The 12,470-nt window shown below is 61.7% G+C and carries 15 protein-coding genes; 7 read left to right on the forward strand and 8 right to left on the reverse strand.

Annotation, left to right across the window (positions count from 1 at the left end; all coding sequences use genetic code 11):
- The first annotated feature begins 271 nt into the window (after positions 1–271).
- Positions 272–1,267, forward strand: a complete 996-nt coding sequence (locus ACWPW0_RS22900; protein ID WP_447595409.1) for an LLM class flavin-dependent oxidoreductase — start codon at positions 272–274, stop codon at positions 1,265–1,267.
- Between the two features lie 96 nt (positions 1,268–1,363).
- A complete protein-coding gene (locus ACWPW0_RS22905; RefSeq protein ID WP_447595758.1) occupies positions 1,364–1,789 on the forward strand; it encodes an OsmC family protein in 426 nt (141 codons plus the stop codon).
- Positions 1,790–1,880: 91 nt separating this feature from the next.
- On the opposite strand, the gene ACWPW0_RS22910 is transcribed toward ACWPW0_RS22905, so the two are convergent.
- Positions 1,881–2,306 carry a PA0061/PA0062 family lipoprotein gene (locus ACWPW0_RS22910; RefSeq protein ID WP_454256659.1) on the reverse strand — a complete coding sequence of 142 codons (426 nt, stop codon included), beginning with the start codon at positions 2,304–2,306 and terminating at the stop codon, positions 1,881–1,883.
- 38 nt (positions 2,307–2,344) lie between these two features.
- Positions 2,345–2,761 (reverse strand): PA0061/PA0062 family lipoprotein, encoded by a 417-nt coding sequence (locus tag ACWPW0_RS22915; protein WP_454256660.1) that lies wholly within the window; start codon positions 2,759–2,761, stop codon positions 2,345–2,347.
- A 54-nt stretch (positions 2,762–2,815) separates the two neighbouring features.
- Here ACWPW0_RS22915 and ACWPW0_RS22920 point away from each other — a divergent pair, with 54 nt between their 5' ends.
- A complete protein-coding gene (locus ACWPW0_RS22920) occupies positions 2,816–3,898 on the forward strand; it encodes an aminopeptidase (RefSeq protein WP_454256661.1) in 1,083 nt (360 codons plus the stop codon).
- A gap of 56 nt (positions 3,899–3,954) precedes the next feature.
- Positions 3,955–4,188, forward strand: coding sequence for a DUF1161 domain-containing protein (locus tag ACWPW0_RS22925; protein WP_447595417.1), 234 nt, complete (start codon positions 3,955–3,957; stop codon positions 4,186–4,188).
- Positions 4,189–4,194: 6 nt separating this feature from the next.
- On the opposite strand, the gene ACWPW0_RS22930 is transcribed toward ACWPW0_RS22925, so the two are convergent.
- Complete coding sequence (locus ACWPW0_RS22930; RefSeq protein WP_454256662.1) at positions 4,195–4,845, reverse strand: HAD family hydrolase; 651 nt, start codon at positions 4,843–4,845, stop codon at positions 4,195–4,197.
- 368 nt (positions 4,846–5,213) lie between these two features.
- Here ACWPW0_RS22930 and ACWPW0_RS22935 point away from each other — a divergent pair, with 368 nt between their 5' ends.
- Entirely contained in the window at positions 5,214–6,239 is a 1,026-nt protein-coding gene (locus tag ACWPW0_RS22935) for an AraC family transcriptional regulator (protein ID WP_454256663.1), read from the forward strand.
- Between the two features lie 43 nt (positions 6,240–6,282).
- Here the strand turns inward: ACWPW0_RS22935 and ACWPW0_RS22940 are convergent, their stop codons facing one another.
- The 5 genes from ACWPW0_RS22940 to ACWPW0_RS22960 form a co-directional block, all read right to left on the reverse strand.
- A complete protein-coding gene (locus ACWPW0_RS22940; RefSeq protein WP_454256664.1) occupies positions 6,283–7,050 on the reverse strand; it encodes an MBL fold metallo-hydrolase in 768 nt (255 codons plus the stop codon).
- Between the two features lie 26 nt (positions 7,051–7,076).
- The gene (locus ACWPW0_RS22945) at positions 7,077–7,571 is read right to left on the reverse strand and encodes an SRPBCC family protein (protein WP_454256665.1); all 495 of its coding nucleotides are present in this window, start codon (positions 7,569–7,571) and stop codon (positions 7,077–7,079) included.
- Between the two features lie 426 nt (positions 7,572–7,997).
- Positions 7,998–8,555 (reverse strand): L-threonylcarbamoyladenylate synthase, encoded by a 558-nt coding sequence (locus ACWPW0_RS22950; protein WP_447595427.1) that lies wholly within the window; start codon positions 8,553–8,555, stop codon positions 7,998–8,000.
- A gap of 42 nt (positions 8,556–8,597) precedes the next feature.
- A complete protein-coding gene (gene dprA / locus ACWPW0_RS22955) occupies positions 8,598–9,686 on the reverse strand; it encodes a DNA-processing protein DprA (RefSeq protein WP_454256666.1) in 1,089 nt (362 codons plus the stop codon).
- 87 nt (positions 9,687–9,773) lie between these two features.
- On the reverse strand, positions 9,774–10,829 hold the full coding sequence (locus ACWPW0_RS22960) for a LysM peptidoglycan-binding domain-containing protein (RefSeq protein ID WP_447595431.1): 1,056 nt from the start codon (positions 10,827–10,829) through the stop codon (positions 9,774–9,776).
- A gap of 133 nt (positions 10,830–10,962) precedes the next feature.
- On the opposite strand from ACWPW0_RS22960, the gene def reads away from it, so the two are divergent.
- Positions 10,963–11,469, forward strand: coding sequence for a peptide deformylase (gene def / locus ACWPW0_RS22965; protein WP_447595433.1), 507 nt, complete (start codon positions 10,963–10,965; stop codon positions 11,467–11,469).
- A gap of 68 nt (positions 11,470–11,537) precedes the next feature.
- Complete coding sequence (gene fmt, locus ACWPW0_RS22970; RefSeq protein ID WP_454256667.1) at positions 11,538–12,467, forward strand: methionyl-tRNA formyltransferase; 930 nt, start codon at positions 11,538–11,540, stop codon at positions 12,465–12,467.
- The last annotated feature ends 3 nt before the right edge of the window (positions 12,468–12,470 follow it).

Raw genomic sequence — 12,470 nt, forward strand, 5'->3', positions numbered from 1 at the left:
GAATTGAATTACATCACTTCCGTATTAATTAGGAAAAATACCGTGTTGCGTTAAGATTATTCCTAAAAGCTATATTAAATGAATTTAATAGCTGGTATTGAACTAAAGGACGTATCCAGATCGCTGTGCCTGACGGGCGTTGGTCGACCACTGCCTACGCCTAAAGGCCCGGAGCGCAAGGCTGCCAGGGCCAGATAACACGTCGGACCCGCGGTACGGTTGCCTTTCGCCAGAGCAGCCCCATATAGGATGGATAACCCGAGGAGGCTGTATGAGCGCACTGGCCACAACCCCATTCTCCATTCTCGACCTGGCGCCGATCCGCGATCACGGCGGCCCGGCCCAGGCGATGCACAACTCCCTGGCCCTGGCCCAACACGCGGAGAAGCTGGGCTTCTCGCGCTACTGGGTAGCCGAACACCACAACATGGATGGCATCGCCAGCTCGGCCACCGCTGTATTGCTTGGCTACCTGGCCGCCGGCACGTCGACCCTGCGCCTGGGCTCCGGCGGCATCATGCTGCCCAACCATGCGCCTCTGGTGGTGGCCGAGCAGTTCGGCACCCTGGCCAGCCTCTATCCAGGCCGGATCGAACTGGGCCTGGGCCGCGCTCCGGGTGCCGACCAGTACACCGCCCGCGCCCTGCGCCGCGACCGTCTCGGCAGCGCCGATGACTTCCCCCAGGATGTCGAGGAGCTGCAAGCCCTGCTCGGCCCGCGCCAGCCTGGCCAGCGGGTGATCGCCATGCCCGGCGCCGATACCAATGTGCCGATCTGGCTGCTCGGCTCCAGCCTGTTCAGTGCCCAGTTGGCCGCGCAGAAAGGTTTGCCCTATGCCTTCGCCTCGCACTTCGCGCCGCGCTACCTACATCAGGCGATCCGCATCTATCGCGAGAACTTCCAGCCCTCGGCGGTGCTCGACAAACCCTACGTGATGATCGGCGTGCCACTGGTCGCTGCACCGACCGACGAAGAGGCCGAGTTCCTCGCCACCACCGTGTTCCAGCGTGTGCTCAACCTGATGCGCGGCGAGAGCCTGGTACTGCGGCCACCGGTGGAGTCGATGGTCGGGCGCTGGCAACCTCACGAGCAGCAGGCCGTTGGTGATTTCCTCGGCCTGGCGGTGATTGGCGGGCCGGACAAGGTGCGAGCGCGCCTGGAGGTGTTGCTGGAACAGACCGGGGTCGATGAGTTGATCTTCACCTGTGACGTCTACGATCACGAACACCGCCTGCGCGCCTTCGACATCCTCGCCGGGCTGCGCTGAGCAAGCGCAGAGACAAACCGGTCGAACTTGTCAGCTCAGGGCTTCTCTCAACTAGACACGGGCAACACGCCCCCTGACGAGGAGAAGCTCATGAGCATCAAGAAAACCGCATCCGCGCACTGGCAAGGCGGCATCAAGGACGGCAAAGGCAGCATTTCCACCCAGAGCGGTGCACTCAAGGACACGCCCTACGGCTTCAACACCCGCTTCGAAGACAAGGCCGGTACCAATCCCGAGGAGTTGATCGGGGCCGCTCACGCCGGCTGTTTCTCCATGGCTCTGTCCCTGCAATTGGGCGAAGCCGGGATGACCGCGGACAGCATCGATACCCGCGCCGAAGTGACCCTGGACAAGGACGCCGGTGGCTTCACCATCACCGCCGTGCACCTGAGCCTCAAGGCCAGGATCCCCGGCGCCGACCGCGACAAGTTCGAGAAGGCGGTAGACGCCGCCAAGACCGGCTGCCCGGTATCCAAACTGCTGAATGCCGAGATCACCCTGGACGCCACGCTGGAAAACTGACCCGCTGCACTCAGGCTCAGCCTGCACGGGTGCCCAGTCGTTGGGTGCGCCGTGCGCACGGCGCACCCTACGCCCGTGATTACGGCAAGTCTCAGTACGGCCCGCAGCGCAGCACGTCACCTCGCGTCAGCACCTGGCGCTGGTCATCGTAGAGCCAGACCTGAGCTTTCATCAGCAAAGGTCGCGCCTCCATGCGATAGCGCTGGCCGGCGGCGAAGTCGGCATAACGCACACGCACGTAGCAGGTCACCTGCGTGGTCTGCGTGCCGAAATCGCCACCCCCCCTGGCACTGCGCTCGAACTGGAAGCGCGCCTCCAGGCTGTGCTCACCCGGCGTCACCTGGAAGTAGCGCCCGTCGCTCAGGCGCTGGCCATCCAGGCGGCTGGCCAGCAGGCTGTCACCGGGTGCGCTGTGCAAGGAGATCCAGGCCTGCTGCGGATCGGCCTCGGGTACCGGCGTACCGGCACAGGCCGTCAGGCCCAACAGGGAAAACAGCAACACCGTCAGCACGCGCATGGCAGATACCTCGTAAAACAGACTGCCAGCATAGTCGATCAGACATCCCCGCAGCGCCCCTCGCGTGCCCGCGCCAGGCGCTCGCCATCGGCGCCATACAACTGCGCCCAAGGCCGGAAGCCACGGCTGCCGGTGCGTACCCGGTAGCGCTTGCCGGCGGCAAAATCGGCATAGTCCAGGGTCATGAGACAGGTGCGCGGCAAGGGCTCGTCATCGGTGCCGACATTGCCCGGCGCTACCTCGAAGCGCACCCGCATCTGCAAGGCATGCGCACCAGGGCTGACCTGGAAGTAATCATCGTCATCCAGTGATCGCTCGTCCACGCGCACGGCTTCCACGGTCTCGCCCCTGTCGCTGTACAGGTCGATCCAGGCCTGACTCGGATCATGGCTGGGCCCCAGCAACGCACAACCGCCCAGGACAAAAGGCAGGCAACACAGCAGCAGACGACGCATGGGAACTCCCGAACAGGTGGCGCATGACAGGGGCGATGCAATAGGCTCTGGGGCATGTTGCCGCCTCTGCCCATCAACCGGTTCTTACCCGACCGCGTCCTGCGCCACACGGTTCCGCCGCTGCTCGGCTTGCTGCTGAGCGGTTGCGCATCGCTGGAGTACTACGCCCAGCTCGGCCAGGGCCAGCTCGCCCTGCTGCGCGCGCGCCAGCCGGTCGAGCAACTGCTTGCCGACCCCGCGCAAGACGCCATCCTGCGCCAGCGCCTGCAACTGGCCCAGCAGGCACGGGATTTTGCCAGCCAACATCTGGCCCTGCCGGACAACCGCAGCTATCGCCTGTATGCCGACCTGCAACGTCCCTACGTGGTGTGGAATGTCTTCGCCACGGCCGAGCTGTCGCTGCAACCGCTGACCCATTGCTTCCCGATTGCCGGTTGCGTGGCTTACCGCGGCTACTACCAGCAGGGCCGTGCCCGAGGTGCCGCCGCGCTGCTGCAGGCGGATGGCCTGGATACCTATGTCGCCGGCATCGAGGCCTACTCCACCCTCGGCTGGTTCGACGACCCGATCCTCAACACCATGCTGCGCTGGAATGACGACCGCCTGGCCGCCACGCTCTTCCATGAGCTCGCGCACCAGCAGCTGTACGTCCCCGACGACACCGCCTTCAACGAGTCCTTCGCCAGTTTCGTCGAACACGAGGGGCTGCGGCAGTGGCGCCTGAGCCGCGGCCTGCGCGTGCAGGACGACGCCGACGAACGCCAGCGCACCCAGTTCGTCGAACTGATCCTGGCCAGCCGCGAGCGCCTGCAGCAGCTCTATGACAGCCCGCTGGACGACAACCACAAGCGGGCTGGCAAGGCCGCCGAGTTCGAGCGCCTGCGCCACGATTATCGGGAAGCGCGTGACCGCGACTGGCACGGAGACGGCCGCTACGACGCCTGGATGGCCGCTCCGCTGAACAACGCCCGGCTACTGCCCTTCGGCCTCTACGATCACTGGGTGCCGGCCTTCGCCAACCTGTTCCGCCAGGCCCACGGCGACTGGCCGACCTTCTATGCCCGCGCCAAGGCCATCGGCGAACAACCGGCCACCCAGCGCCAGGCCACCTTGCAGGCACTGCAGGACACGAACTGAGCGAACCAGCCAGGCAAACCACCAGTCAAACGAGAGACCAACCGTGGAGGTGTGCGATGCACAAATGGACTCTGGCCGTACTGCTCGGCCTGCTCGGCAGCACCGCACTGGCGGCGCCCAAACCCTGCGCCGAGCTGAAACAGGAAATCGAAGTGAAGATCCAGGCAGCCGGGGTCGCCAGCTACACCCTGGAGATCGTCCCCACTGCCGATGTCACCGACCCGAACATGGTGGTCGGCTCCTGTGAAAACGGCAGCAAGAAGATCATCTACCAGAAGAACAACGACTGATCGTCGCTACGCCGGCAGCAATGCCTCATGCAGCTGCGCCAGCGTGTCGAAATGGTAGGTCGGCGCATGCGCCGCCAGCTCCTGCTGGCTGCCGAAACCATAGCCGACCGCCGCACAATCCAGTCCATTACGCCGCGCGCCGATCAGGTCGTGCTCGCGGTCACCGATCATCAGCGTCTGCGTCGGGTCGAGTTGCTCCTCGGCCAGCAGGTGCGCGATCAACTCGACCTTGTCGCTGCGCGTGCCGTCCAGCTCGCTGCCGTAGATCACCTTGAAGTGCTGGTCGAAGGCGAAATGCCGAGCGATTTCCCGCGCGAATACCACCGGCTTGGACGTGGCGATGTACAGGGTACGACCTTGCTCGCGCAGGCCACTCAGCAAGGCCGGAATACCGTCGAACAGCCGGTTCTCGTACAAACCGGTGACCTTGAAACGCTCGCGGTAGTGCTCCACCGCCTCCCAGGCGCGGGCTTCGTCGAAGCCATAGAAGCGCATGAACGCTTGCTTCAGCGGCGGGCCGATAAAGGGCTCTAGGCGGGTCAGGTCGGGCTCGTCGATGCCGAGACGAGCCAGGGCGAACTGGATGGAACGGGTGATGCCTTCACGCGGATCGGTCAGCGTGCCGTCCAGGTCGAACAGAATGTTGGCGTAATGCATGGCAGCTCTTTTCTGCAGGTCAGACGGGACGCAACTATACGCCAGCAGTCCTTTTGACTCGACCTCAACACCTGCCGCCAAACCCTGAAGGCAAGCAATCAGGCACCGGGCTCGATAAGCGGTTTAACCATGTCGCGGCAGAAATGCTGTTTATTCGCCGCAGGGCAACAGCGCAGTCATTTCTTTATTTAATTCTTCAATGCTAATCCTGCCACTGCCTCGAACGGCTGAACTCGGCAACCGATAAACAAGTAACATGGGGAAACTTAATGCCACCCTCTTCTTGAACAGTCGGCTGTCTCGATAACATCCAGCCGATTTACCCTACCCACACTTTATAAAAACAATGATGGCCTCTGGAGGCGTGCGTGGACTGGCGGCAAAAACGTGATGCTTCCGGCGTTCGCTATGTATTGGAAATAGCCGAGGAACATGCGGTTTCTATTACGGCCTGCCTGGCCGGCAGTGCAATAGCAGCGGACACGTTCAGCGCATTCAATGGCAAGATCGAAGCCTGGCAGGAACTGGCAGTCATTCGGAATCTGCTTCAACAAATCGATCATCCCGGCCTGGGCATTGCTGTGGGTCGGCGTTACCACCTCACCTCGCTGGGGATTCTCGGCTTTACCATGCTGGCCAGCGAAACCCTGATGAATGCGCTGAGCACGCTGGATCGCTTTCAGTCCCTGGCCCTGGCGATTTGCCCGGTCAAAACCGAAGTCGAACCACGCGGCGTGTGGGTAATCTTTGATGAGCGCGTCCTGCCTGAAGATACCCGCCGCTTTGTCGTCGAACGCGGGCTGAGCGCTGTCATGTCGGTGGTTTCAGAGCTGATGCAGCGCGATGTTGTGCCACTGGAAGTCCAGGTGCGTTTTGACGCCCCGCCCGATGCGCACACGGGCTATTCCGAGCTACCGACACCCCTCCAGTTTGCGGCGCCGCGAAATGGCGTGCTGTTTGCCAATGACGACCTGCATCACCCTCTGCCCCAGGCCAACCTGGCCTCCCGGTTTCAGGGCGAGCAACTGTGCGGACGCCTGATCCAGGAAATCCAGCTGTCGCCCAACGGCTCATCGCTCGTGCACCGGGTTCAGCAAGTGCTGCTTGAAAACCCCTCCAGCCTCCTCACCAGCAAGGACGTCGCCACCTGCATCGGCCTCTCGGATCGTACGCTGCATCGGCGCCTGGCGGATGAAGGCCTGAGCTTCAGGCAGCTCAACGACCAGATTAAACAGCGTCTGGCCAAGCAGATGCTCAGCGCATCGACCCTGGATATGCACAGCATCGCCCAACACCTCGGCTATGCCGAAGCCGCGAGTTTTTCCAGGGCATTCGCACGCTGGACCGGGCAGAACCCCGGGCATTGGAAAAGAACGCACAAGGCGCTCGACTGAGCAGATCCCTGGCGTTCCAGGTTAGGTATGCGAGGTCGCCCGCCTAGGGCTGGAATGATTGCCTGACCGCCTCGGCGGATACAGGCCCCATGTGCCCGGTGTACCAGTTGCGTACGTTGGGGTAGGCAAGAATCTGCTGAATATCCCGGTCATTCGTTTGCAGGTCGCACATGTAGAAATGCCGCGCTGGCTGGGTCTTGCTCAGCAGCTCTCCCCGCAGCAAATCCCCGACAAACGCATTCTCACCGATGATGACCGCCAGCGAGCCGGCCGTATGACTCGGCACCGCCACCACCTCGCCAACAATCCCCAGCGCCTGCAGATCGAAGCTATCGTCCACCCAGATATCCGCCACCACAGGTGGGTAGGACTCGCGCTCAATGGAGGGTTGAAGAAAACGCGCAAGCAGCGTTGTGGGGCAGAGAACGCCGTTCTTTCCGGCCGCCAGCATCTGCTGCTCGGCCCGGCTCGCGATGACTTTCGTCCCGAACTGGCGCTGGAACAACGCAGCACCACCCGCATGATCCGTGTGCCCATGGGTGAGAATGAGGTAATCGATGCTTTCCGGAGCAATGCCAGCGGCTGCCATCTCCTCGAGCAACTTCGGCTCATCACCGTGTTTGCCGGAGTCGATCATGATGCGCACGCCCTGCGTATCGACGATATGCGTGTTGGCCAGCGCTACGGTCAGGGTCGTTACGTGTGCAGCCGACACCACTGGCTTCGAACCGCACCCGGCGATAAAGAGCGACAGCACCAGCAGACCCAATGAACGCGTCACGGGCAATAACGTGATGGGTAAAAGGGACATGTCGCTCTCTCACGCAATTAAATGGATTACGGGTGACTCTCGACTTTGTTCTTGAGATTGTTCAGGGCGATATCGGACATCTTCACCATGCCACTCTTCAATTGCTGGATATATTTATCGAGCGAATAATCCAGGGTTCTTTTGAACACTGTACCGTTGCCTTGTTTTACCAACTGATAGTGGATGCTGCCGTCGATCATTGGCGACGTGAATACGGTCTTGAACTCATTGGGCGGCGAAGCGATAACAACCTCATAGTTCATCTCAACTTCCTGCCCGAACAGTTTTATTCTTTCCTTGAACTTATGCCCGTTAGGCAATGTGCCGACGGTGCCGGTCTCAGCGCCCAATGAAACCGGGTGCCACTCATGCCAGCGATCTGGTTGAGTTACATAGTCGTAGACATCGGTAATATCGGCCGCAAAGAACTGTTCATTGACGTTGCGCTCTGCATTCGCATTGCCGCAAAACACCAGTGATAACCATACCGCGCCCAGCAGTGAGCCAAACTTTGAATACATGGGACAAGCCTCGTCATGAAGAAGTGAATGACAGGGCCAGATTAGAGGTATCCCCTCCGGGTTTCAGTGACAGTCACTGCCAGAAATTGATAGTTTGCGCCAAACTCAATGGCATCAAGAAGGCTGCCTATACGGCAGTGAAGTAGAGACATTAACGCCAAGAGGTGCGTTATAGAAGGTCCTGTTGCTCGACAGCCATGAAAAACCCTCTTTTTTATGTCCTCTTCAAGTCATTGATTTTAAAGGCTCTGTTTCAGTGCTGAAAATAAGGGGTAAAAGTATGGTCGGACCCATTTGGCTCCGTCCTGCACCGTACAAGACAGTCCAGGCATCGAGGAATCCGCTCCTTTCACTGGCCATGATCTGACCGGCCCAGGCCTCAATCCTCCTGTACGAAATGGCGTGCCTTCCCTGCCACCCGCGCATTCAGGCCGGTCGCACCACCTCGCCGCTGACCAGATCGCGGATGGTGCTCGGGTTGCGCCGCCCACCGAGTGCGCCGCCCAATACCGCGTCTACCTGGCCACGGAAGTACTGCTCAACACGTAAACGCGTACGCGCGGCAGGGCGGCCGGTGCGGTTGGCTGAGGTCGAGACCAGGGGGCCGACCAGGGCACAGAGATCGCGCACCAGTGGATGGTCGCTGACACGCAGGGCCACGCTGTCGTGGCGGCCGGTAATCCATTCAGGCAGCAGGTTCTGGTGCGGCACCAGCCAGGTATTCGGCCCTGGCCAGGTGCTGGCAAGACGATCGAGCCAAGGCTCGGGGAGGTCTTCGAGAAGAAAGTCGAACTGGCGAATATTGTCCGCCACCAGGATCAGGCCCTTGTCCACTGGCCGCTCCTTGAGCGCCAGCAGGCGGTCCACTGCGATCTCGTTCCAGGGGTCGCATCCCAGGCCCCAAACGGCCTCGGTTGGATAAGCGATCACACCGCCTTCACGGACGACCTGTGCCACACGTTTTACCTGCCAGTTGCTGTACATCACGACGCCCCCACCAAACGATCTGGCGCGAGTGTACAGCCCTCACCTGACGCGGTGTAGCCAGCGCCCTGCCTCGCACGCCACGCGCCCCTCGAGTTCAAGCTCGGTCAATGCCGTCAGGGTTTCAGCAATGCCAAGGCCACTGGCCTTCGCCAGGCCTTCGCTGGTCATGGGGGCGGCACGCAAATGCCCCAGCAGGGGATGATCGTCACAGGCGTGCGCTTCTGGAGTCGCGGATGGCGTCTGCCAGCCACGCAGGGCTTCGAGGATATGCTCGACGCTTTCCACCAGCGTCGCTCCATCGCGGATCAACTGATGACAACCCCGCGCACCGGGATGATGGATCGAGCCGGGAATGGCATACACCTCGCGCCCCTGCTCAGCGGCCAGCCGCGCAGTGATCAATGAGCCGCTGGAGGGACTCGCCTCGACCACCAGCACGCCCAATGAAAGTCCACTGATGATGCGGTTGCGCCGCGGAAAATTGCTCGCATGCGGCGGACAATCCAGCGGCAGTTCGGAGACCAACGCACCACCGCCCTCGATGATTGCGTCAGCCAGCCCGGCATGACGCTGCGGATACAGCCGCAGCAAGCCAGTCCCCAGCACCGCCACTGTCTTGCCGGCCACCGCCAGCGCTCCCTGATGCGCCGCGCCATCAATGCCCAGCGCCAATCCGCTGGTGACCACAAAGCCACCACCGGCCAGACTGCGAGCGAACGCGCGCGCCGTATCCAGCCCCACATGTGACGCTCGCCGGCTGCCAACCATAGCCAGCTGAGGCCGCTCCAGGATCGATGCATCGCCGGCCACGAACAGCAGAGGCGGTGCATCGCTCAGCTCAGCCAGTAGAGCCGGGTAGGCGGGGTCGTCCCACATCAGCAGATGCTGGTTGGGCTGATCCAGCCAGCTCAGGGCCTGGGCTGCTCGCTCGCGAATCGGTGCACTGCGCCGAGGCTCCGCACACGCCACTGGCAACCCCAGCGAACGCCAGGCAGCAGATGGCGCACTCAGCGCAGCGGACGCAGAGCCAAAGGCATCAAGTAAGCGACGAAACCGGCGAGGCCCCAGATCAGGCAGGGTATGGAGACGCAGGCGCGCCTCGAGTTCGGCAGGAGAACAAGCAGTCATGGCGATCATCCTTGATCGACGGCCACCCACGATGGCCTGGTAACACGGGAATAGCAAAAGCCCCGCAGTGCGGGGCTTGGGGATTGCTCAGGGGTTGCGAACCTTATCCATGACCGAGAGATCGCGGCTGGCGGAAAGCACCAGGCCGTAGCTCAACTTCTCGTAGGTACGGAACACCATCAGCATGCCGGAACGCTCATCCGGAATCTTGATCGGCTTGTCGGTAACGCGGTCACGTACGGTTTCGCCGGTCTTGTAGATGGCTAGTACGTTACCTTCAACCAGGCCATCGATCTTGCCCTTGTTGATGGTTACCACATCGAGCTGACCAATACGGCTTACCCCACGCGGGACATCAAGGATAACGCCACGAATCTCGGTTTGTGGTTCGCTGGGCATGAAGGTGGAGTTGACCGCGCGATGTTCAGTGGGGAACAAGCGGTCGCCAATTCGCGCTTCCTGGGTAGTACGGCTCAAGGCTACGGTGGCGATATCACCCTCCTGGGCCACGACTTCACCGGTGCCGATATCGTCAGCGTTGATGCCAAGGAATTGCTTGGTTTCAGGGTCGATGTATTTCTTGCCCTGGCGGAAGATGCCATACACCGGGTCCTGTTCGTTGAACTGGCCACGGGCGTACAGGCGGTCACCGGCACCACTGACAACGCGCTCGGAATCACCCGCCACGATATAGGGGCGACTGGCGAAATCTTCCGGTGTATCGATGATGCGGTTGGTCAGCAGGAAGCTGTTGATCGCCTCCAGCGGAATCGCCGGAATGGCTTCGGCCATCGGGGTGCTGCGCACCTGCGGCGACAGCTTGATGACGCCGCGCGACTCGCCACGGTTAAGCTGCAGGCGTGGCTGGCCATCGATGTAGACGAGGCTCAGGGTATCGCCCGGGTAGATCAGATGGGGATTCTCGACCTGGGGATTGGCATGCCAGATCTCCGGCCACTTCCACGGTTGGCTGAGGAACTTGCCAGAAATATCCCAGAGGGTGTCGCCTTTGACGACCGTGTAGCGGTCTGGGTGACCATCCTTGAGTCGAACTTCCGCCTGGACCATAGCGGTCTGGGCCGTAGCGACATGGGCCAGCCCGCCGGCGGCCACAAGCAGCAGGGCGAGTAGTGATTTCCTCATGCGGTGAATCCCTTTATTATGTGGCAGACGCCTGGAAGCCGCGGCAGATGCGACTTCATAGCCCTTTTTCAAAGCTGTTCAGCATATTAGCAGCGGTTTTTGACTTTATTCCACAAGTGCATCACAAACATCTATGGCGATTCTCAACATCCTCGAATTTCCCGATCCGCGCCTGCGCACCATTGCCAAGCCGGTCACTGTATTCGATGACGCATTGCAGCAACTGATCGACGACATGTTCGAGACCATGTACGCCGCGCCCGGTATCGGCCTGGCCGCGACCCAGGTCAACGTACACAAGCGCCTGGTGGTGATGGACCTGTCCGAGGACAAGAGCGAGCCACGGGTGTTCATCAACCCCGAGTTCGAATCCCTCACCGAAGAGATGGACCAGTATCAGGAAGGTTGCCTCTCGGTGCCGGGCTTCTATGAAAACGTCGACCGCCCGCAGAAGGTGCTGATCAAGGCGCTGGACCGCCATGGCAAGCCCTATGAACTGCACGCCGAGGGCCTGCTCGCCGTCTGCATCCAGCATGAATGCGATCACCTCAACGGCAAGCTGTTCGTCGACTACCTGTCCAACCTCAAGCGCGACCGGATCAAGAAGAAGCTGGAAAAGCAGCACCGCCAGCAGGCTTGATCGCCGAATCCAAAGGCTTGCCTCGGCAAGCCTTTTTCTTTGCAGCCCAGAACCACAGCGAGCCACCGATGCGCATCGTTTTTGCCGGTACTCCCGAATTCGCCGCCCAGCACCTGCAGGCCCTGCTCGACGCCGGACGCCAGGTGGTGGCCGTCTACACCCAACCGGATCGCCCCTCCGGTCGCGGACAGAAACTCACACCCAGCCCGGTCAAGCAGCTCGCCGTACAACATGGCATCGCGGTGTATCAACCGCAGACCCTGCGCGATGCCGAGGCCCAGGCCGAACTGGCGGCGCTGATGCCGGACCTGATGGTGGTGGTCGCCTACGGCCTGATCCTGCCCCAGGTGGTGCTGGATATCCCACGCCTGGGCTGCATCAACAGCCATGCCTCGCTGCTGCCGCGGTGGCGCGGCGCGGCGCCGATCCAGCGTGCCGTGCAAGCCGGTGATGCCGAGAGTGGTGTAACCGTGATGCGCATGGAAGCCGGCCTGGACACCGGGCCGATGCTGCTCAAGGTGACCACCCCGATCAGCGCCGACGACACCGGCGGCAGCCTGCATGACCGTCTCGCCGAACTCGGCCCGCCGGCCGTGCTGCAAGCCATCGACGGCCTGGCCACCGGCACGCTGCAAGGCGAAGTGCAGGACGACAGCTTCGCCACCTATGCGCATAAGTTGAACAAGGACGAAGCGCGCCTCGACTGGCACCGCCCGGCTGTTGAGCTGGAACGCCTGGTGCGCGCTTTCTATCCCTGGCCGATCTGCCACAGCACGCTCAACAATGAGCCGCTCAAGGTGCTCGCCGCCAGCCTGGGCGAAGGCCGCGGCACGCCCGGAACGGTTCTCGCCGCCAGCAAGGAAGGCCTCACCGTGGCCTGTGGCGAAGGGGCATTGCGCCTGACGCGCCTGCAGTTGCCTGGTGGTAAGCCGCTGGCCTTCGCTGATCTGTTCAACAGCCGTCGTGAGCAATTCGCCGTCGGCACGGTGCTGCAGTGATGA

The organism is Pseudomonas sp. Marseille-Q8238, from assembly GCF_965111915.1.

Bases quoted from the DNA above. Each gene is read 5' to 3' on its own strand.
- ACWPW0_RS22925 (WP_447595417.1), top strand. From the start codon at position 3,955: ATGCACAAATGGACTCTGGCCGTACTGCTCGGCCTGCTCGGCAGCACC.
- fmt (WP_454256667.1), top strand. From the start codon at position 11,538: ATGCGCATCGTTTTTGCCGGTACTCCCGAATTCGCCGCCCAGCACCTG.
- ACWPW0_RS22950 (WP_447595427.1), bottom strand. From the start codon at position 8,555: ATGTACAGCAACTGGCAGGTAAAACGTGTGGCACAGGTCGTCCGTGAA.
- ACWPW0_RS22930 (WP_454256662.1), bottom strand. From the start codon at position 4,845: ATGCATTACGCCAACATTCTGTTCGACCTGGACGGCACGCTGACCGAT.
- ACWPW0_RS22940 (WP_454256664.1), bottom strand. From the start codon at position 7,050: ATGTCCCTTTTACCCATCACGTTATTGCCCGTGACGCGTTCATTGGGT.
- ACWPW0_RS22920 (WP_454256661.1), top strand. From the start codon at position 2,816: ATGTTGCCGCCTCTGCCCATCAACCGGTTCTTACCCGACCGCGTCCTG.
- dprA (WP_454256666.1), bottom strand. From the start codon at position 9,686: ATGACTGCTTGTTCTCCTGCCGAACTCGAGGCGCGCCTGCGTCTCCAT.
- ACWPW0_RS22915 (WP_454256660.1), bottom strand. From the start codon at position 2,761: ATGCGTCGTCTGCTGCTGTGTTGCCTGCCTTTTGTCCTGGGCGGTTGT.
- ACWPW0_RS22900 (WP_447595409.1), top strand. From the start codon at position 272: ATGAGCGCACTGGCCACAACCCCATTCTCCATTCTCGACCTGGCGCCG.
- ACWPW0_RS22945 (WP_454256665.1), bottom strand. From the start codon at position 7,571: ATGTATTCAAAGTTTGGCTCACTGCTGGGCGCGGTATGGTTATCACTG.
- ACWPW0_RS22960 (WP_447595431.1), bottom strand. From the start codon at position 10,829: ATGAGGAAATCACTACTCGCCCTGCTGCTTGTGGCCGCCGGCGGGCTG.
- def (WP_447595433.1), top strand. From the start codon at position 10,963: ATGGCGATTCTCAACATCCTCGAATTTCCCGATCCGCGCCTGCGCACC.
- ACWPW0_RS22910 (WP_454256659.1), bottom strand. From the start codon at position 2,306: ATGCGCGTGCTGACGGTGTTGCTGTTTTCCCTGTTGGGCCTGACGGCC.